General features: G+C 70.4%; 13 protein-coding genes and 1 tRNA gene. 4 read left to right on the forward strand and 10 right to left on the reverse strand.

Going from position 1 to position 19373, the window contains the following annotated elements:
* Window positions 1–112: 112 nt before the first annotated feature.
* The 7 genes from BLR90_RS16765 to argS form a co-directional block, all read right to left on the reverse strand.
* Window positions 113–496, reverse strand: a complete 384-nt coding sequence (locus tag BLR90_RS16765; RefSeq protein ID WP_091026368.1) for a response regulator transcription factor — start codon at window positions 494–496, stop codon at window positions 113–115.
* A gap of 56 nt (window positions 497–552) precedes the next feature.
* A complete protein-coding gene (gene rho / locus BLR90_RS16770; RefSeq protein ID WP_091026369.1) occupies window positions 553–2544 on the reverse strand; it encodes a transcription termination factor Rho in 1992 nt (663 codons plus the stop codon).
* A 251-nt stretch (window positions 2545–2795) separates the two neighbouring features.
* Window positions 2796–3704, reverse strand: coding sequence for a homoserine kinase (gene thrB / locus BLR90_RS16775; RefSeq protein ID WP_091026370.1), 909 nt, complete (start codon window positions 3702–3704; stop codon window positions 2796–2798).
* Window positions 3704–4804, reverse strand: coding sequence for a threonine synthase (gene thrC, locus BLR90_RS16780; protein ID WP_091026371.1), 1101 nt, complete (start codon window positions 4802–4804; stop codon window positions 3704–3706). The genes thrB and thrC overlap by 1 nt, the downstream gene beginning before the upstream one ends.
* Window positions 4801–6111, reverse strand: coding sequence for a homoserine dehydrogenase (locus BLR90_RS16785; protein WP_091026372.1), 1311 nt, complete (start codon window positions 6109–6111; stop codon window positions 4801–4803). The genes thrC and BLR90_RS16785 overlap by 4 nt, the downstream gene beginning before the upstream one ends.
* Complete coding sequence (lysA, locus tag BLR90_RS16790; protein ID WP_091026373.1) at window positions 6111–7505, reverse strand: diaminopimelate decarboxylase; 1395 nt, start codon at window positions 7503–7505, stop codon at window positions 6111–6113. The genes BLR90_RS16785 and lysA overlap by 1 nt, the downstream gene beginning before the upstream one ends.
* A gap of 4 nt (window positions 7506–7509) precedes the next feature.
* Entirely contained in the window at window positions 7510–9174 is a 1665-nt protein-coding gene (gene argS, locus BLR90_RS16795; protein WP_091026374.1) for an arginine--tRNA ligase, read from the reverse strand.
* Window positions 9175–9262: 88 nt separating this feature from the next.
* On the opposite strand from argS, the gene BLR90_RS16800 reads away from it, so the two are divergent.
* Window positions 9263–9334, forward strand: a tRNA-Arg gene (locus BLR90_RS16800).
* Between the two features lie 102 nt (window positions 9335–9436).
* Window positions 9437–10102 carry a DUF305 domain-containing protein gene (locus tag BLR90_RS16805; RefSeq protein WP_091026375.1) on the forward strand — a complete coding sequence of 222 codons (666 nt, stop codon included), beginning with the start codon at window positions 9437–9439 and terminating at the stop codon, window positions 10100–10102.
* Window positions 10103–10114: 12 nt separating this feature from the next.
* Here BLR90_RS16805 and BLR90_RS16810 read toward each other — a convergent pair whose 3' ends face one another.
* Window positions 10115–12223: an acyltransferase family protein gene (locus BLR90_RS16810; RefSeq protein ID WP_091026376.1), complete on the reverse strand. Its 2109-nt coding sequence runs from the start codon at window positions 12221–12223 to the stop codon at window positions 10115–10117.
* Window positions 12224–12419: 196 nt separating this feature from the next.
* Here BLR90_RS16810 and BLR90_RS16815 point away from each other — a divergent pair, with 196 nt between their 5' ends.
* The gene (locus BLR90_RS16815; protein WP_091026377.1) at window positions 12420–13832 is read left to right on the forward strand and encodes a hypothetical protein; all 1413 of its coding nucleotides are present in this window, start codon (window positions 12420–12422) and stop codon (window positions 13830–13832) included.
* Between the two features lie 70 nt (window positions 13833–13902).
* Here the strand turns inward: BLR90_RS16815 and BLR90_RS16820 are convergent, their stop codons facing one another.
* Window positions 13903–14826, reverse strand: a complete 924-nt coding sequence (locus BLR90_RS16820; protein WP_091026378.1) for an LCP family protein — start codon at window positions 14824–14826, stop codon at window positions 13903–13905.
* Complete coding sequence (locus tag BLR90_RS16825) at window positions 14823–15431, reverse strand: hypothetical protein (protein WP_143016245.1); 609 nt, start codon at window positions 15429–15431, stop codon at window positions 14823–14825. The genes BLR90_RS16820 and BLR90_RS16825 overlap by 4 nt, the downstream gene beginning before the upstream one ends.
* Window positions 15432–15681: 250 nt before the next feature.
* Here BLR90_RS16825 and BLR90_RS16830 point away from each other — a divergent pair, with 250 nt between their 5' ends.
* Entirely contained in the window at window positions 15682–19368 is a 3687-nt protein-coding gene (locus BLR90_RS16830; RefSeq protein ID WP_245715368.1) for a multifunctional oxoglutarate decarboxylase/oxoglutarate dehydrogenase thiamine pyrophosphate-binding subunit/dihydrolipoyllysine-residue succinyltransferase subunit, read from the forward strand.
* Window positions 19369–19373: the final 5 nt, after the last annotated feature.

Below are 19373 nucleotides of genomic sequence, written 5' to 3' on the forward strand. Positions count from 1 at the left end.
GCTCTGTCCACGGTCCCCCCTTCCGGTGTGTGACGATCCCCCAACCGTCGGCCTACACATTACCGCGAGTCCGGGCTGGCCGGACCACAACGTCAGGACACGAGAGAGGCTTCTAGGAGGAGCCCTCGGCGGAGCGCGACAGGAGTGCCTCGACCCGCGAGGCGAGCTCGCGCGGGCTGAAGGGCTTGGTGATGTAGTCGTCGGCGCCGGAGTCGAACCCGGTCTCGACGTCGGACTCCTGGGCGCGGGCGGTCAGGAGGATCACCGGCAGGCCGACGAGGTTGGGGTCGGCCCGGATCGCCCGGATCGCGTCGAGACCCGAGGTGCCGGGCATCATCACGTCGAGCACCGCCAGGTCGGGCCGCTGGGCCTGGCACGCCGCGATGGCCGCGGCGCCGTCTCCGACGGCCACGATCTCGTGACCGAGCGTGGACAGCTTGAACTCGACGAGCTCGCGGATGTCCACGTCGTCGTCGGCGACCACGATGCGAGCCACGGCGTACCTCTTCCCCCTGTTTGAAGACTGCTTGGTCAGACTAGCCCTGCCGGACGTCAGTCGTCCTGACCTCCGGGAGTCGGCGTGGTCTTCTGCACCTGCATGAGGAACTCCAGGTTGCTCTGCGACTTCTTCAGCCGCTCGAGCAACAGCTCGAGGGCCTGCTGGCTGTCGAGTCCGGAGAGGACCCGGCGCAGCTTCCAGATGATCGCCAGCTCCTCCTTGCTCATCAGGAGCTCCTCGCGCCGGGTGCCGGACTGGACGGCGTCGATCGCGGGGAAGATGCGCTTGTCGGCGAAGTCGCGGCGTAGCCGGATCTCCATGTTTCCGGTGCCCTTGAACTCCTCGAAGATCACCTCGTCCATCTTCGAGCCGCTCTCGATCAGCGCGGTCGCGAGGATGGTGAGCGAGCCGCCGTTCTCGATGTTGCGCGCGGCGCCGAAGAACTTCTTCGGCGGGTAGAGCGCCGCGGAGTCGACGCCGCCGGACAGGATCCGGCCGCTCGGCGGGGCGGCGAGGTTGTAGGCGCGCCCGAGGCGGGTGATGCCGTCGAGCAGCACGACCACGTCGTGGCCGAGCTCGACCAGCCGCTTGGCGCGCTCGATGGCCAGCTCCGCGACCATCGTGTGGTCGGAGGCCGGACGGTCGAAGGTCGAGGAGATGACCTCGCCCTTGACCGAGCGCTCGAAGTCGGTGACCTCCTCGGGGCGCTCGTCGACCAGGACCACCATCAGGTGGCACTCAGGGTTGTTGGTCGTGATCGAGTTGGCGATCGACTGCATGATCATCGTCTTGCCGGCCTTGGAGGGCGACACGATCAGGCCGCGCTGGCCCTTCCCGATCGGGGCGGCGATGTCGATGACCCGCCCGATCAGGTTGCCCGGCTCGGTCTCGAGGCGCAGGCGCTCCGAGGCGTAGAGCGGGGTGAGCTTCTGGAACTCGACGCGGTGCTTGGCGGTCTCGGGGTCGCCGCCGTTGACGCTCTCGATGCGCACCATCGGGTTGAACTTCGCCTTGCTCTCGCCCTCGCGCGGCTGGCGGACCTCGCCGACGATCGCGTCACCGCGGCGCAGACCGTACTTGCGGACCATCGACAACGAGACGTAGACGTCCTCGGGGCCGGGGAGGTAGCCGCTGGTGCGCACGAAGGCGTAGTTGTCGAGCACGTCGAGGATGCCGGCGGCGGGCACCAGCACGTCGTCCTCGAGGATCGTGGTGTCGGGCTCGTGGCGCTGGCTCCCGGTCCCGCCGCCCGTGGGGGCGCCGGGGCGGTTGGCGCGGTCACGTCCGCGGCGGCGACGGTTGCGCCCGCCGCCCTCCTCGGTGCCGCCCTGGTTGCGGTCCTGGTTGGCCCGGTCCTGGTTCGCCCTGTCCTGGTTCGCCCTGTCCTGGTTCGCCCTGTCCTGGTTCGCCCGGTCCTGGTTCGCCCGGTCCTGGTTCGCCCGGTCCTGCTGGGCGCGGTCCTGGTTGGCGCGGTCCTGGTTGGCCCGGTCCTGCTGGGCGCGGTCGCTGCCGCCCTGGTTGCCCTGGTTGCCCTGGTTGCCCTGGCTGCGCTGGTTGGCGTCCTGGTGGTCACGGTTGCGGGTGCGGGTGCGCTCGCCCTGGGAGCCGGACGGCGCGTTGCGCTGGTGGTCGCGGTTGCCGTCGCGCTGGGCGCTGTCGTCCCGCGCCTCGCCCTGGCTCTCCTGTACGGCGGGCTCAGCCTCGCGCTTCGCGGCGGGCCTGTCCTCGCGGGGAGCCTTCTCCTCGCGGGGAGCCTTCTCCTCGCGGGGAGCCTTCTCCTCGCGGGGAGCCTTCTCCTCGCGGGGAGCCTTCTCCTCGCGCGGTGCCTTGGCCTTGGCCTCGGAGGCGTTCGACTTGCCGCCCTGGGCGGCCTTGATCGCCTCGACGAGCTGCGCCTTCTTCATGGCGCCTGCGCCCGAGATGCCCATGCCGCCGGCCATCGACTTGAGGTCGGCGAGCAGCATGGAGTTGAGTCCGCCGCCGCGCTTCTTCGGGGCCGCAACGGCCTCGGGTGCGTCACTGGTGGATTCGGATGTTTCGGTCACGTGAGGTCCTTCCCACGCTCAGGCCGAAGCGGTGAGTCCACCGCCGGCCGCCTGGTCAATGCCCCGCCTCGACGCCAGCACGCGCCCTCGGGAGGGCTGGCGGGTACGGAGATGCTCCGCATGGTCCAAGGATGGGGTTTCGCACCACAGGGATTGACTGTCGAAGACAGTGGTCACACAAGGGCGCAACGCCTAAGATTCTGGCGCCGCGTCAATGTATCACTCGTCTCACTGGTCCCGGCAGCACACCGTCACGCGAGACCGGCGCCGTCGTGGTCGACGGTGAGGTGGTGGGCGGCCCAGCCCTCCGGTGCGTGAGCGAGCAGCGCGTCCGCGCTCGCCGCCTCGGGCCAGCCGCAGAAGGCGAGCACGGTCGGCCCGGCCCCCGAGACCACGGCCGCGACGCCCTCGGCGCGCAACCGGTCGACCAGCGCCAGCGACTCCGGCATGGCCGCGCGGCGGTAGTCCTGGTGGAGGTAGTCGCGGGTCCCGCGCCACAGCTGGTCGGGGCGTCCGGCGAGCGCCGCGACCAGCAGCGCCGTACGCCCAGCGTCGGCGGCGGCGTCCGCGTGCGGCACGGTGGCCGGCAGCAGCCCGCGGGCCAGCTCGGTGGAGACGCCGGTGGGTGGCACGAACACCACCGCGGTGACCTGCGGGTCGACCGGCGACTCCACGGCGTAGAACTCACCGTCGTCGCTGCCGGAGACGACGAAGCCGCCGTAGAGCGCCGGGGCGACGTTGTCGGGGTGTCCCTCGAGCCGGGCGGCGACCCTGAAGAGAGCGTCGTCGCCGAGCAGCGCGTCACCGTCGACGACGAGCGCGCGCGCCAGGACCAGGCCGCCCACGATGGCCGCCGACGACGAGCCGAGGCCACGCGCGTGAGGGATGACGTTGGTGCATGACAGGCGCAGCCCGGTCGGCTGGCCGCCCAGCTCCTCGAAGCCGGCGCGCATCGCCTTCACGACGAGGTGCGACTCGTCGAGAGGTACGGCGTCCGCCCCGGCGCCCTGCACCTCGACGTCAAGGCCGTCGGGCAGCACCTGCGCCTCGAGCCGGTCGCGCAGGTCGAGGGCCAGCCCGAGCGAGTCGAAGCCCGGCCCGAGGTTGGCCGAGGTGGCCGGGACCGAGACTCGGACCGGCCCCTCGACGAAGCGCACCATCAGATGAGGCCGGCAGCGCGGGCCGCCTCGGTGACGTCCGCGTCGATGACGGTGTCGACGATGCTCTGCCCGGAGCTGGTGAAGCCCTCGAGCGCGGTGACGGTGTCCTTGAGCCCGTGACCGGTGACCGTGACCGCCACGGTCTTGCCGGCGTAGGACTCGCCCTGAGCGAGCTCCTGCAGGAGACCGGCGATGCCGGCGGCTGAGGCCGGCTCCACGAAGACGCCGTCGCGGGACGCCAGCTCGCGCTGGGCGGAGAGGATCTGGTCGTCGGAGACCGCCGCGAAGCGCCCGCCCGACTCGTTGCGGGCGGTCTCGGCCAGCTTCCACGACGCGGGGTTGCCGATCCGGATGGCCGTGGCCTTGGTCTCGGGGTCGGGGAACGGCTCGCCGGTCACCAGCGGCGCGGCTCCCTCGGCCTGGAAGCCGCGCATGACCGGGGTCTTCGAGGCCTCGCCGATCCGGTGGTACTGCGTGTAGCCGAGCCAGTAGGCCGCGATGTTGCCGGCGTTGCCCACCGGGAGCAGGTGGTAGTCGGGGGCGTCGCCCAGGAAGTCGACGATCTCGAAGGCGGCGGTCTTCTGGCCCTCGAGGCGCGCGGGGTTGACCGAGTTGACCAGCGCGACGGGGTACTCCCAGGCCATCTGCCGGGCGAGAGCGAGGCAGTGGTCGAAGTTGCCGCGGACCATGAGCACCTGGGCGCCGTGCAGGATCGCCTGCGCCATCTTGCCTGCGGCGATCTTGCCCTCGGGCACCAGCACGAGCGGCTTGAGACCGGCCTTGGCGGCGTAGGCGGCCATCGACGCGGACGTGTTGCCGGTCGACGCGCAGACCACGGCCTGGGCGCCGTCGGCCTTGGCGACCGAGATCGCCGTGGTCATGCCGCGGTCCTTGAAGGAGCCGGTCGGGTTGTTGCCCTCGACCTTGAGCCACACCTCCGCGCCGGTCAGCCCGGAGAGCCACTCGGAGAAGACGAGCGGGGTGCCGCCCTCGCGCAGGGTGACCGCGGGGATTCCCTCGGGGATCTCGAGCAGCTCGCGGTACTCCTCGATGACGCCGCGCCACTGGTGGGTGCGGGTCGCGGTCCGTTCGCCGTTCATTCGGTGTCTCCTTCGACCCGCATCACCGAGGTGACCTCGCGGACGATATCCATGCCTCGCAGGTGCTCGACGGTGGCGCTGAGCTGGGCGTCGGTGGCCTCGTGGGAGACCACGACGAGCTGGGCGTCGTCGCCGCGCCCTTCCTGGCGCACCGTCTGGATCGACACGTCGTGCTCGGCGAAGGCCTGCGCGACCGAGGCCAGGACGCCGGCGCGGTCGTCGACGTCGATGGCCACGTGATAGCGGGTGCGGGTCTCCCCCATCGGCAGCACCGCCCGGTCGGCGTACGCCGACTCGCCGGGCCCGCGGGTGCCGGCAAGGTGGTTGCGGGCCACCGTGACCAGGTCACCGAGGACCGCCGAGGCGGTCGGGGCGCCACCGGCGCCGGGGCCGTAGAACATCAGCTGACCGGCGGCCTCGGACTCGACGAACACCGCGTTGTAGGCCTCGCGCACGCTGGCGAGCGGGTGGGATCGCGGGATCATCGCGGGGTGCACGCGGACCGACACGGCGTCGCCGTCGGGGCCCGGCCGGAGCTCGGCGATCGCGAGCAGCTTGACCACGCTGTTCATCTCGCGGGCGGACTGGACGTCGGCCGCGGTGACCTCCGAGATGCCCTCACGGTGCACGTCGGCGGCGGTCACCCGGCTGTGGAACGCCAGCGACGCCAGGATGGCGGCCTTGGCTGCGGCGTCGAAACCCTCGACGTCGGCGGTCGGGTCAGCCTCGGCGTAGCCGAGCTCCTGGGCCTCCTCGAGCGCCTCGGCGAAGCCGGCGCCCGAGCTGTCCATCTTGTCCAGGATGAAGTTGGTGGTGCCGTTGACGATGCCCAGGACCCGGGTCACCTTGTCGCCGGCGAGCGACTCGCGCAGCGGTCGCAGGATCGGGATGGCGCCGGCCACCGCGGCCTCGTAGTAGAGGTCGCGGCCGGCCTTCTCGGCCGCCTCGAAGAGGGTCGGCCCGTCCTCGGCGAGCAACGCCTTGTTGGCGGTGACCACGGAGGCGCCGTGCTCGAGAGCGGAGAGGATCAGCGACCGGGCCGGCTCGATGCCCCCGATCACCTCGATGACCAGGTCGACGTCGTCGCGGCTGACCAGCCCGGCGGCGTCGGTGGTCAGCAGCCCCTCGGGTACGTCGACCTCGCGCGGGGCGTCGATCCGGCGCACGGCGACCCCGGCGAGCTCGACCCGCGTCCCGACCCGCGCTGCGAGGTCGCCGGCCTGCTCGGTGAGCAGCCGCACGACCTGCGAACCGACGGAGCCACAGCCGAGAACTGCCACCTTGAGCGGCTTCTGACCCTCACACATCACGCACCAACATCCGTTGCCAACAAGTCGTCCTCAGTCTCGCGCCGCACGATCACTCGTGCGACGCCGTCCCGCACCGCGATCACCGGGGGTCGCAGCGCGTGGTTGTAGTTGGACGCCATCGACCGGCAGTAGGCGCCGGTGCCCGGGACCGCCAGTAGATCACCAGGAGCGAGGTCGGAGGGCAGGAACTCGTCCTTGACCACGATGTCGCCCGCCTCGCAGTGCTTGCCGACGACCCGGGTCAGCATCGGCGGCGCCTGGGACTCGCGCGACGCGAGGGTGCAGGAGTAGTCGGCGTCGTAGAGGGCGGTGCGGATGTTGTCGCTCATCCCGCCGTCGACGGAGACGTAGGTGCGCACGGCGCCGCCGTCGAGCGCGACCGGCTTGACGGTCCCGATCGTGTAGACGGTGCACATCGCGGGCCCGACGATCGCGCGGCCGGGCTCGATCGACAGGCGCGGCTCGGCGATGCCCAGCGCGCGGCACTCGTGCTCGACGATCTTGCTCATCTCGGTGGCGAGCTGTGCAGGGTCGGACGGGTCGTCCTGGGTCGTGTAGGCGATGCCGAAGCCGCCGCCGAGGTCCATCTCCGGCATCGTCACCCCGACCTCGGTCGACACGGTGGCGTGCAGCGCCAGCACCCGGCGGGCGGCCACCTCGAACCCGGAGGAGTCGAAGATCTGGCTGCCGATGTGGGAGTGGAGGCCCAGCAGCTCGAGCCCGTCGGCCGCGACGACGCGGCGTACGGCCTCGAGGGCGTCGCCGGAGGTGATCGAGAAACCGAACTTCTGGTCCTCGTGCGCGGTGGCGATGTACTCGTGGGTGTGGGCCTCGACCCCGGCCGTCACCCGCACCATCACGCGCGTGGTGGTGCCGAGGTCGGCGGCGACCTGGCCCAGCCGCTCGATCTCGATGAAGCTGTCGACGATGATCCGGCCGACACCGGCGGCGACGGCCCGGCGCAGCTCGGGGTAGGTCTTGTTGTTGCCGTGATAGCCGATCCGGGCCGGGTCGAAGCCCGCCTTGAGCGCGACCGTGAGCTCGCCCGACGAGCACACGTCGAGGTTGAGGCCCTCCTCAGCCACCCACCTCGCGACCGTGGTGCACAGGAACGCCTTGCCGGCGTAGAAGACGTCATAGGCCGCGAACGCGTCGCGGAACGCGCGGGCCCGGGCGCGGAAGTCGTCCTCGTCGAGGACGTACGCCGGGGTGTTGAACTCCGCGACCACGTCGGCCACCGCCACTCCCCCGACGGTCAGCTCGCCGTCGACCTTGTGGGCGGTGCTGGACCACAGCAGCGGCACCAGCGCGTTGGGGTCGGCGGGCTCGCGCAACCAGGACGGCCCGCGCAGGGCGCCCGGAGCGTGGGCCCAGCCGGCTTCGTGGGTCACCCGGTCACATTCTCTCGGGCGCGGAGACACCCAGGAGCGCGAGACCGTTGGCGAGCACGGTGCGCGTGGCGGCGACCAGCAGTAGCCGGGCACGGTGCAGGTCTGACGGCTCCTCGTCGCCCATGGGCAGCACCCGGCAGTTGTCGTAGAAGCGGTGGTAGTGCCCGGCGAGCGACTCGAGGTAGCGGGCCACGCGGTGCGGCTCGCGCAGCTGGGCGGCCGCCGTGATGACGCGAGGGAACTCCGCGAGCGCCCGGAGCAGCTCGCCCTCCTTCTCGTCGGAGAGCAGCGCCGGGTCGAACTCGCTGCCTGCGGGCTCGAGACCCAGCTGGGCGCCGTTGCGCAGGATCGAGGCGACCCGGGCGTGCGCGTACTGGACGTAGAACACCGGGTTGTCGCTGGACTGCTTGGTCCACAGCCCCAGGTCGATGTCGATGGTCGAGTCGGAGCTGTAGCGCGCCAGGGCGTAGCGCGACGCGTCGACCCCGATCGCGTCGACGAGGTCGTCGATCGTCACGACCGTGCCGGCCCGCTTCGACATCCGCAGCGGCTCGCCGTCCTGGACCAGGTTGACCATCTGGCCGATCAGGATCTCGAGGTTCTCGTGCGGGGTGTCGCCGAACGCGGCGCACATCGCCATCATCCGACCGACATAGCCGTGATGGTCGGCGCCCAGCATGATGAAACAGCGGTCGAAGCCCCGCTCACGCTTGTCGAGGTAGTAGGCGAGGTCACCGGAGAGGTAGGAGCCCTCGCCGTCCGACTTGATGACCACCCGGTCCTTGTCGTCGCCGTACTTCTCGGTGGAGAGCCACAGGGCGCCGTCCTGCTCGTAGGTGTTGCCCAGCTCGGTGAGCCGCGCCACCGCCCGCTCGACCGCACCGCTCTTGTGCAGCTCGTCCTCATGGAAGTAGACGTCGAAGTCGACGCCGAAGTCGTGCAGGCTCTGCTTGATCTCGGCGAACATCATGTCGACGCCCCCTGCGCGGAACGCCTCCAGCGACTCCTCCGGCGGCAGGTCGAGAGCGTCCGGCCGCTTCTCGATGACGGCGCGCGCGATGTCGTGGATGTACTGCCCGCCGTAGCCGTCGTCCGGGGCCGGCTCGCCCTTGGCGCTCGCCAGCAGCGACCGGCTGAACCGATCGATCTGGGCGCCGTGGTCGTTGAAGTAGTACTCCCGCGTCACCTCGGCCCCGGTCATGGAGAAGACCCGACCGAGGGCGTCGCCGACGGCCGCCCAGCGCACGCCACCGATGTGGAGCGGGCCCGTGGGGTTGGCGGAGACGAACTCCAGGTTGATCTTCTCGCCTGCGAACGCGTCGGAGGTGCCGTACGACGCACCGGCGGCGACGATCTGCTGCGCGACGATGCCCTGGGCGCCGGCCTCGACGGTGATGTTGAGGAACCCCGGACCGGCGATATCGACGCCGGCGACGCCGTCGATGGCGGCCAGGCCGCCCTGCACGAGCTCGGCGAAGGCGCGCGGGTTCATCCCGGCGCGCTTGCCGAGCTGCATCGCGATGTTGGTGGCGTAGTCGCCGTGACCCTTCTGCCGGGGTCGCTCCACCGTCACCGTCGTCGGGACACCGTCGGGCAGGGTGATGGCACCCTCGTCGGACAGGGTCGTCAGGACATCGACGATCGCGGTGGAGAGCTGCTCTGGGGTCACCGGCCAAGACTATCGGCGTGGGGTGCGGGACTCCGAACCGGTTTCACCCCAGCCCGACCGCGCCTGTAAGGTCGTGCCGCACCCAAGAGCCCCCGTAGCTCAGGGGATAGAGCGCCGCCCTCCGGAGGCGGAAGCGCAGGTTCGAATCCTGCCGGGGGTACCCATCACCACGGCGGGACGAAGGTCCCGGCCACCGACGCCCCCGGACCCTGGGCTGCCGGCATGACCCACGCCATCCTGGAGTTGCTCCCTGGAGGCAGTCATGACCAAGCGCGTGCTCCTCGCGGCGGCCGGTGCCGTCGCCCTCGTCATCGCCCTGGCCACAGCCGCAGTCACGCTCGCGAACGACGACGACCGCCACCCGATGATGGGCCGCGACGGCTCGGGGATGTCGATGATGGGCGACGACGACCGGACCGGCGACCGGACCGGCGACCGGATGGGCGACCGGATGGGCGGCGGGAGGCACGGCTCGGCGTCCACCAGCGAGCCGGCGTACCTCGTGGAGATGGTCGCTCACCACGAGGAGGCCGTCACCACGGCGCGGGAGCTGGGCCGGTCCGACCGGCCGGAGATGCGGGACCTCGGTGCGTCGATCGTGGAGAGCCAGACCGCCCAGATCGAGCTGATGCGCGGCTGGCTCAACGAGTGGTATCCCGACGCCGGGCCGGCGGACTACGAGCCCATGATGCGCGACCTCGACGGCCTCGAGGGCGACGAGCTCGACCGCACCTTCCTCGAGGACATGGTCGGCCACCACATGATGGCGGTGATGATGTCGCAGCACCTGCTGATGTCCACCGACGTCCACCCGGAGGTCGCCGAACTGGCCGGCACGATCCGCGACGAGCAGCAGCGCGAGATCGTCGTGATGACGCAGTGGCTGCGCGACTGGTTCGACGCGTCCTGGTCGGGTCACATGAGGTGACCTGCCCCCGGGTCAGTCGGCCGGCGGGAAGCCCATCAACCGCGCCAGCTCGGGCGCCAGGTACTCCGCGTACTCCACGGTGATGTGCTCGTCGTCGCGGTGCGTGATGAACTGCCCGATCACCGTCGGGCACAGGTCGCGGGCGCAGAACCAGTCGGCGGTGTAGACGAAGTCGGCACCGGCGGTCTCGGCGGCCCGCTCGGTGGCCCGCATCATGCGGATCGATCTCTCCTGGGGCGGCCCGAGGCAGCCGAGCAGGGTCGGGTCGTCCCGGGTGATGCACTCCACGGGGCCGACCGTGTGGATCGGCGGGTCACCGATCACCACGGTCTTGCCGCTGGAGGGCTTCACCTGCTCGATCGTGTCCACCAGTCCCGACTCGAGGAACGCCTCGATCCCGGCCTCGTCACCGACCTGGTTGCCCTCGTCGTCGGTGAAGCCCCGCTCGTTGGCGTCCGTGGCGAGCACGGTCAGGTCGGGCTCGAGGTCCTGGACCTGCTCGACCGCCCAGTCCTGGAACTCCGGGCACCCGACCGACCCACCGCCGGTCTTCTTCCACGGGACCACGTCGGCCGCCGGGCAGCCCTCGCGCACCAGGAAGTAGGCGACGTAGCCGTGGTCCTCGGCGATCTGCTCGAGCGCCGGGATCCACTGTCGGGCGTGCGAGTCGCCGATGAGCACCATCTGCTTGTCGCCCTCGGTGTCACCTCGGGGGCAGAGCTCGAGGTCCTTGGTCTTGAGGTCGAAGTAGGGGCAGTCGTCCGTCGACGCGACGCTGTCGACGAGGTCGAGGGGGCTGGGTCGCAGCCCGCCCGGGACCTCCATCTCGTTCTCTGCGGCGAGCACCGAGGCCTGGACGAGCGCGACGTAGGGGTCGTCGCTGAACCGGCGCGGCTTGTCCGAGTCGTCCTGGCCGTAGTTGGTGACCGTGATCGCCGCCCCGCCATCGTTCGACCCGGCCCGGACCACATGGTTGGCGACCGCCACCGACGGCAGCACGATCGCGATCGTCGCGGGGTAGAGCAGCAGCGCCCGGGTGTGGCCCTTGCTCCACACCTTGCGGGTGCGGAACGGCGTCTCGACCCAGTAGTACGTCGCCGCCGACAGCGCCAGGGCGACGCCCAGCACGGCCAGGCCGCGCCAGCCCGAGATCCCCCCGAACTGGTAGCGGGCGACGATGATCACCGGCCAGTGCCACAGGTAGAACGAGTAGGACCAGTCCCCCACCAGGCGCATCGGCAGCACCGAGAGGGCGCGCTGGGGTCCCCAGGCAGCGACCCGCTCGCGTCCGCCGAGCAGCAGCAGCGCGGTCCCCACGACGGGCACGGCCGCGGCCGACCCCGGGAACGGCGTCTGCGGCGTGTAGACCAGGGCGGAGTAGCCGATCATCGCCACGCCGACCCACGACGCGAGGGCGAGCAGGAACGGAAGATAGCTGCGCCAGAACCGGGCGAGGTACGGCGTGACGGCGGCGGCGAGCGCTCCGATCGCCAGCTCGTAGGCACGCGCCGGGGTGGAGAAGTAGGCCGCGGTCGGGTCCTGGGCGGTCTGGTGGACCGACCACGCGAAGGAGGCCGTGATGATCACCACGAGCACTGCGATCGCGGCCCGGCGGGGGCCCTTCAGCCAGCCGGCGAGCAGCGCGATGGCCCCGATCAGGATCAGCGGCCAGAAGAGGTAGTACTGCTCCTCGACGGCCAGCGACCAGTAGTGCTGGAGGGGCGAGGCCGGCGCACCCTCGGCGAAGTAGTCGGTCTCCTCGGCGGCGAACTTGATGTTCGCGGCGAAGAACGTCACCCAGATGGCCTGCTCCCCCACCGACAGCGCCCGTGCACCGTCGAGGAAGAGCACCGCGAGCAGGATCGTGGCGAGGGTGACCAGCAGGGCCGCCGGCAGGATCCGGCGCGCTCGGCGGGCGTAGAAGCTCGACAGCGAGATGTGCCCGGTCTTGTCGGCCTCGCGCAGCAGCAGCGACGTGATCAGGTAGCCCGAGATCACGAAGAAGACGTCGACGCCGATGAAGCCGCCGTGGAACGGGCCGACCGCCGCGTGGTCCAGCGCCACCAGGGTCACCGCAACGGCACGTAGCCCCTGGATGTCCTGCCGAAAATGCGCCTGCACGCAGCGGGACCTTACCCACCGGCGACAGTCCGCCCAAAAGCCAGCAGCTCGGCCCGATGCCCGGTCCTCAAGTGCCGACCCGTCACGCTCCGAACCACTGGTCTAGTCGTCTCTATAACGTCCGTCACGTTGAGCCGTTGTCACAACATCGGACTCGGCCGGTCGTCTGCCTCGTCACCCCATAGGAGTCACTCGCATGAGAAGTTCGCTCGCTCGCTCGATCGCCGTCGCGGTTGCCTGCGCCGCCGGCCTGTCCGCCAGCCTCACCGTCACGCCTGCCGTCGCCTCCGCCCCCGCGGCCTCCGAGAAGGGCGCCGTGACCCGCTTCGGCTACAAGGCCAGCGTCTACGGCACCAAGCTCCTCGTGAACAACGTCGAGGTACGCACCCTGCGTGACGCCGACCTTCAGCTGCCGTGCACGCGGATCGCCGGCGTTCGCAAGGCCCAGCCCTCGCTGGCCACGCTCCCGATCGAGAACGACCTGATCAAGGTCGCCGCCACCAGCAGCGAGAGCAAGACCTACCGTGACGCCGCGAAGGGCATCAACGGCGTCCGCGCGATCAGCACCGTCGCCGACATCGAGCTCGGTGGCGAGGTGGCCGGCGTGGCCACCCCCGTCCTGACGATCGAGGGTCTCCGCTCGGTGGCCGACTCCTTCTACGACGCCCAGGCCAACAACGGCGCCGGAGCCTTCCGCGAGACCCACTCCTTCGGGTTCCAGGGCATGAAGCTCACGATGCCGGAGAACTCGCCGGTCCCGGCCGAGGTCCAGCAGCTGCTCGACATCCTCAGCCAGGTGACCGCCCCCGTCACGCAGATCGTCAACCAGGTCGTCCAGCTGCTCACGGAGCTGGCCGCACCTCTCGAGATCCCGGGCCTGGGCAGCATCAGCCTCGGCACGTCGTCGGGCAAGACCGGCCCCAACTTCGCCGCCGCCGAGGCCTACGCCCTGCGGATCCTGGTCGACGCGACCGGTGAGGACACCGTGCTCCAGCTCGGCCGCGCCAGCAGCCGGATCAGCCGCCCGGTCCCGGCCGGCGTCTTCCGCTCCACGATGTCGGCGCTCGAGCTGACCGCCCTCAACGACATCGTCTCCCTCGGTGGCATCGCCCAGCGCTCGATCCCCTGCGAGGGCACCTTCGGCAAGGTCCGCACCATCAGCACCCCCACCGCCAGCCTCGTCCACGAGCAGCTGGGTGTGAGCCTCAAGGGCATGAAGTACACCTACCAGGGCCTCCAGAAGGGCGCCGTCGGGCGTGGCTTCAGCTCGGCGCAGGTCGACGAGGTCCGGGTCGCGGTCCCCAACAGCCTCGACATCCTGATCAAGGGCCTCTCCTCCCGCGTGGACGTCTACGCCCCGGGCAAGGGCCAGGAGGTCCGCAAGAAGGTGTCGACGACGTTCGCCCAGATCCTCGTGAACGGCGTGGACATCACCGACTCGCTGCGGCCGGGCCCCGGCTACACGTTCGACAACGGCGTCGTGCAGATGCTCGTCCAGCAGGACCGCAACTACTACGGCACCAAGGTCAGCGGCCTCGTGATCCAGCTGACCGCGCTGGACACCGCGATCAACCTCGGCCAGGTCTCGGCACGGTTCCTGACCAAGTGACCCGCTAGCACCAACGACGTCGGGGCGGACCGCAAGGTCCGCCCCGACGTCGCATTTCGGTCCATCCGGCTCAGCAGCGCTCGATGGTGGCGTCCTTGCGGGCCTGGTCGCCGTAGCTGCGGGCCTGCTCGACGTAGGGCAGCACCACGCTGGCGCCCCCGATGTTGCCGATCCCGCCCTGGACCACGCAGCCGGTCACCTTGGTGGGGTCGACCTGGGCGATCGCCTGGGCGAGCTTGAAGAGCTCACCGGGGGGCAGGTCGGTGTGGAGGTGCTTCATCACCGTGAGCACGCCGCGCTCCATGAAGCCCGGCTGGTCCGCCTTGTTGCGCACCGTCGACTGGATGCCGCGCAGGACCCGCTGCTGGTTGGCCGAGCGGTCGAAGTCGCCGCCGGGCAGGGTCTTGCGGATGCGGGCGAACGCCATCGCGGAGTAGCCGTTGAGGTGCAGGCGCCCGGTCTTGAAGCCGTTGGGCTTGAGGTTCGAGTCGGAGAAGTACGACGGGTTGCGTACGTCGATCCCTCCGATGTCGTCGACCATGTCCTCGAAGAACGGGAACCGGGTCACGAAGACATACTCCGGCTGCACCCCGATCAGCTCCCCGATCGCCCGGCCGAGCAGCTCGGGACCGCCGTAGTAGAGGGCGGCGTTGATCCGGTCGGAGCCGGCGCCCGGGATCGACACGTAGGAGTCGCGCGGCACCCCGATCGTGGTGGCCGCTCCCGTCCTGGTGTTGATCCCGATCAGCTGGAGGGCGTCGCCGCGGGTGCGCAGCATGTCCTCGCCGGGACGGGCGTCGGAGCCGACCGCGAGGATCCAGACGACGTCGGGCTCGAGGTCGATGCCCTGGGCGCTCTCGATCTTGACGAGCGTCACCTCCGTCGAGGCCACGGTGGAGTCCGGGATGACCAGGGCCGAGACCGCGAGGACGCAGCCGAGGGCCACCGTCCGGAGGGTGCGGGCGAGCCGGGCCGGATGCTGTGCGCGCCTCATCGGCCACGCCCCCTGTTCACGTCGTAGCCGAAGACCCGCCAGGCGCCGTCGTCGTAGGTCAGGAAGAGCCGGCCTCGGACGCGCTCCCGGCGGTGTACGCCGCCATCGAGCGTCATCGCGAGCACGAAGCGAGCGGTGGCGGCGACGGCGTGCTTGCGCACGGCCAGGGCGTCGACGACGACCTCGCGCCTGGTCGCGACGACCTGCTCGAGGTCGGCGGCGAAGCGCTTGTTGGTCATCAGGGCGGCGTCCGTGGTCGCGTCGGCGGCGGCGCCCTTGGTGAAGCCGGGGAAGGCGTCGGAGAAGTCGGTGCGTGGGAAGTCGCCGAGGTAGGCCGCGTCGATCCAGGCGTCCACGACCTCCGCGACCTTGGTCTTCAGCCGGGCCTTCTTCTGCTTGTCCAGGTCGCCGACCACCTCGCCGAGGCGGGCCACGGTCTCGATCGGAGGAGGCCCGGAGGGAGACGCGCTCGTGCTCGGCGGATCGCCGTCCTCGGGCTCGTCGTCGCCCGAGCACGCCGTGAGCGAGAGAGCCAGGGCCAGGCAGACGGCCGTGGCCGGCACCGCCCGCGTCGGCCGGCCTGCTCGGAGTGGGAGTCTGACCATGGTCGAGTTTCGTCCTCTCGGGCCGTGTCGGCAGCCCTGACTGGTGGGTTCGGCAACACCCTGCCCCAAAGGCTGGGCTCGGGTCGGTATTTGCTGGCCCGTGGGTCTAGCCTTGACGACACACACCCTCATCCCCGCGCGCTCATCGAAAGAGGCGAAGCAAGTCGTGCCGCAGTCGTCAGGCAACCCGTCCGCCAGTTCCCCCCAACCCTCCTCGTCACTGGGAGCCAACGAGTGGCTCGTAGAGGAGATGCGGGAGCGCTACACCGCGGACCCGGGCAGTGTCGACGCTACGTGGGTCGACTACTTCAAGAGCGGCGGGGGTGCAGCATCGACCAACGGCTCCTCGACCAACGGGGCCACGCCGGCCAAGGCCGAGTCGAAGACCGAGCCCAAGGCCGAGCCTGAGGCGAACGCCGACGCGCCGGCCAAGAGCGAGGCTGCGCCCGAAGCCGAGGGTGAGACCAAGAGCGAGGCGAAGCCGGCTCCGGTCGCCAAGCCGCGCCCGCAGACCAAGGCCGCCGAGCCTGCCAAGGGCACCAGCGACCCCATGCCCAAGGAGTCGCGCCCGGCCGAGCCGGCCGCGGCCAGCGACGAGCCGACGTACACCGTGCTGCGTGGCGCCCCCGCCCGCACGGCGCACAACATGGACGCCTCCCTGACCGTGCCCACCGCCACCTCGGTGCGGTCGGTGCCGGTCAAGCTGCTCTGGGACAACCGGACGGTCATCAACAACCACCTGGCCCGCGCCCGCGGCGGCAAGGTCTCCTTCACCCACCTGATCGGCTACGCGCTGGTCAAGGCGGTGCGCTCGATGCCGGAGATGAACAACGGCTTCGAGACCCGCGACGGCAAGCCCACCCTGATCACCCCGGCCCACATCAACCTCGGCCTGGCCATCGACGTCCAGAAGCCCGACGGCGGCCGGCAGCTCCTGGTGCCGAGCATCAAGGCCGCCGAGACCATGGACTTCGCCGGGTTCTGGACCGCCTACGAGGACATCGTCCGCAAGGCGCGCGACAACAAGCTCGCGGTCACCGACTTCCAGGGCACCTCGATCTCGCTGACCAACCCCGGCGGCATCGGCACCGTCCACTCCGTGCCGCGCCTCATGGCCGGGCAGGGCGCGATCATCGGCGTCGGCGCCATGGAGTACCCCCCTGAGTGGCAGGGCGCCTCGGCCGAGGCGATCGCGCGCAACGCGATCAGCAAGGTCATGACGCTCACCTCCACCTACGACCACCGCGTCATCCAGGGCGCCCAGTCGGGCGAGTTCCTCAAGCGCATGCACCAGCTGCTGCTCGGCGAGGACGACTTCTACGACGAGATCTTCCGCTCGCTGCGCATCCCCTACGAGCCGATCCGCTGGAGCAACGACATCTCGACGTCCCACGACGACGAGATCAGCAAGCAGGCGCGCATCCTCGAGCTGATCCACGCCTACCGCGTGCGCGGCCACATGATGGCCGACACCGACCCGCTCGAATACCGCCAGCGCAGCCACCCCGACCTCGAGGTCGAGTCGCACGCGCTCACCCTGTGGGACCTCGACCGGGAGTTCGCGACCGGCTCGTTCGGCGGCGAGGGCCGGCGCTTCATGAAGCTGCGCCAGATCCTCGGCATCCTGCGCGACTCCTACTGCCGCACCACCGGCATCGAGTACATGCACATCATGGACCCCGAGCAGCGCCGGTGGATCCAGGAGCGGGTCGAGCAGCCCCACACCAAGCCGCCCCGCGAGGAGCAGCTGCGGATCCTGCTCAAGCTCAACCAGGCCGAGGCCTTCGAGACGTTCCTCCAGACCAAGTTCGTCGGGCAGAAGCGGTTCAGCCTCGAGGGCGGCGAGACCACGGTCCCGGTGCTCGACGAGATCTGCGAGGCGGCCGCCGAGGCCAACCTCGACGAGGTCACGATCGGCATGGCCCACCGCGGCCGGCTCAACGTGCTGGCCAACATCGTCGGCAAGAAGTACTCCCAGATCTTCCGTGAGTTCGAGGGCAACATCGACCCGCGCACGGTGCAGGGCTCCGGCGACGTGAAGTACCACCTGGGCGCCGAGGGCGAGTTCGAGGCCGGCTCCGGGCACAAGATCAAGGTGTCCGTCGCGGCCAACCCCTCGCACCTCGAGGCGGTCGACCCGGTGCTCGAGGGCATCGCCCGCGCCAAGCAGGACGTCCTCAACCGCGGCGCCGAGTACCCCGTGCTCCCGCTGCTCGTGCACGGCGACGCGGCCTTCGCGGGCCAGGGTGTCGTGGCCGAGACGCTCAACCTCAGCCAGCTGCGCGGCTACCGCACCGGCGGCACCATCCACCTGGTCGTCAACAACCAGGTGGGCTTCACCACCTCGCCGGGCTCGTCGCGCTCCTCGCTCTACTGCACCGACGTCGCCCGGATGGTGCAGGCGCCGATCTTCCACGTCAACGGCGACGACCCCGAGGCGTGCATCCGGGTCGCCCGGCTCGCGTTCGAGTACCGCCAGGCGTTCAAGAAGGACGTCGTGATCGACCTGGTCTGCTACCGACGTCGCGGGCACAACGAGGGCGACGACCCGTCGTACACCCAGCCGCTGATGTACGACCTGATCGAGCAGAAGCGCTCGGTCCGCAAGCTCTACACCGAGTCCCTGATCGGTCGTGGCGACATCACGATCGAGGAGGCCGAGCAGGTCCTGCGCGACTACCAGCAGCAGCTGGAGCGGGTCTTCACCGAGGTGCGCGAGGCGAGCAGCCAGCCGTCCGAGTGGACCACCGTGCCGGACTACCCGGACAAGCCGGCCGGCGACACCGAGACCGCCATCCCGATGGAGGCCCTTAAGCGGATCGCCGACGCCTACGTCACCCCGCCCGACGGCTTCACGGTCCACCCCAAGGTGATGCCGCAGCTGCAGCGCCGGGCGACCGCGATCACCGAGGGACCGATCGACTGGGGCACCGGCGAGATCCTCGCCTTCGGCGCCCTGCTGATGGACGGCCGCCCGGTGCGCCTGGCCGGCCAGGACTCCCGCCGCGGCACGTTCGTCTCCCGCTTCGCGACGATCATCGACCGCAAGAACGCCGACGAGTGGACGCCGCTGTCCTCGCTCACCGAGGACCAGGGCAAGTTCTACGTCTACGACTCGCTGCTGTCCGAGTACGCCGCCCTCGGCTTCGAGTACGGCTACTCCGTGGCCCGCCCCGAGGCCCTGGTGCTGTGGGAGGCGCAGTTCGGCGACTTCGTCAACGGCGCCCAGACCGTGATCGACGAGTTCATCAGCTCCGGCGAGACCAAGTGGCGCCAGGAGTCGGGCGTCGTGCTGCTGCTCCCCCACGGCTACGAGGGCCAGGGCCCCGACCACTCGTCCGCGCGGATCGAGCGCTTCATGACGATGGCCGCCGACGAGGCCTTCGTGGTCGCGCAGCCGTCGACCCCGGCGTCGTACTTCCACCTGCTGCGGCGCCACTCGCTCGGCGAGAAGCACCGCCCGCTCATCGTCTTCACCCCGAAGTCGATGCTCAAGCGCAAGGAGGCGGCCTCCCAGCCGGCCGACTTCACGAGCGGCGCGTTCCGCCCGTTCATCGGTGACGAGTCCGCCGACCCCAGCAAGGTCGACACGCTGCTGGTGTGCTCGGGTCGCGTGACCTGGGACCTGATGGTCGACCGCGCCAAGCGGGAGAACGGCGAGCGCTTCGCGATCGCCCGGGTCGAGCAGCTCTACCCGCACCCGCTCGACGACATCCGGTCCGAGATCGCGCGCTACCCCAACCTCAAGCAGGTGCGCTGGGTGCAGGACGAGCCGGTCAACATGGGTCCGTGGCCCAACTACGCGCTGAACGTGTGGCCCGAGGTCGACGCGCAGGTGGAGCCCGTGACCCGCGAGGCGTCCAGCTCGCCGTCCGTGGGCACCGTCAAGCGGCACGCTGCCGAGCAGAAGGACCTGCTGGACCGGGCCTTCTCCTAAGGACT

Source organism: Nocardioides szechwanensis (assembly GCF_900103935.1).
Taxonomy (GTDB): Bacteria; Actinomycetota; Actinomycetes; order Propionibacteriales; family Nocardioidaceae; genus Nocardioides; species Nocardioides szechwanensis.

What these genes read in the sequence shown, in the direction of transcription:
- BLR90_RS16830 (WP_245715368.1), top strand. Translation starts at nt 15,682, where the DNA reads ATGCGGGAGCGCTACACCGCGGACCCGGGCAGTGTCGACGCTACGTGG.
- BLR90_RS16785 (WP_091026372.1), bottom strand. Translation starts at nt 6,111, where the DNA reads ATGTGTGAGGGTCAGAAGCCGCTCAAGGTGGCAGTTCTCGGCTGTGGC.
- BLR90_RS16820 (WP_091026378.1), bottom strand. Translation starts at nt 14,826, where the DNA reads ATGAGGCGCGCACAGCATCCGGCCCGGCTCGCCCGCACCCTCCGGACG.
- BLR90_RS16825 (WP_143016245.1), bottom strand. Translation starts at nt 15,431, where the DNA reads ATGGTCAGACTCCCACTCCGAGCAGGCCGGCCGACGCGGGCGGTGCCG.
- thrB (WP_091026370.1), bottom strand. Translation starts at nt 3,704, where the DNA reads ATGGTGCGCTTCGTCGAGGGGCCGGTCCGAGTCTCGGTCCCGGCCACC.
- BLR90_RS16815 (WP_091026377.1), top strand. Translation starts at nt 12,420, where the DNA reads ATGAGAAGTTCGCTCGCTCGCTCGATCGCCGTCGCGGTTGCCTGCGCC.
- BLR90_RS16805 (WP_091026375.1), top strand. Translation starts at nt 9,437, where the DNA reads ATGACCAAGCGCGTGCTCCTCGCGGCGGCCGGTGCCGTCGCCCTCGTC.
- thrC (WP_091026371.1), bottom strand. Translation starts at nt 4,804, where the DNA reads ATGAACGGCGAACGGACCGCGACCCGCACCCACCAGTGGCGCGGCGTC.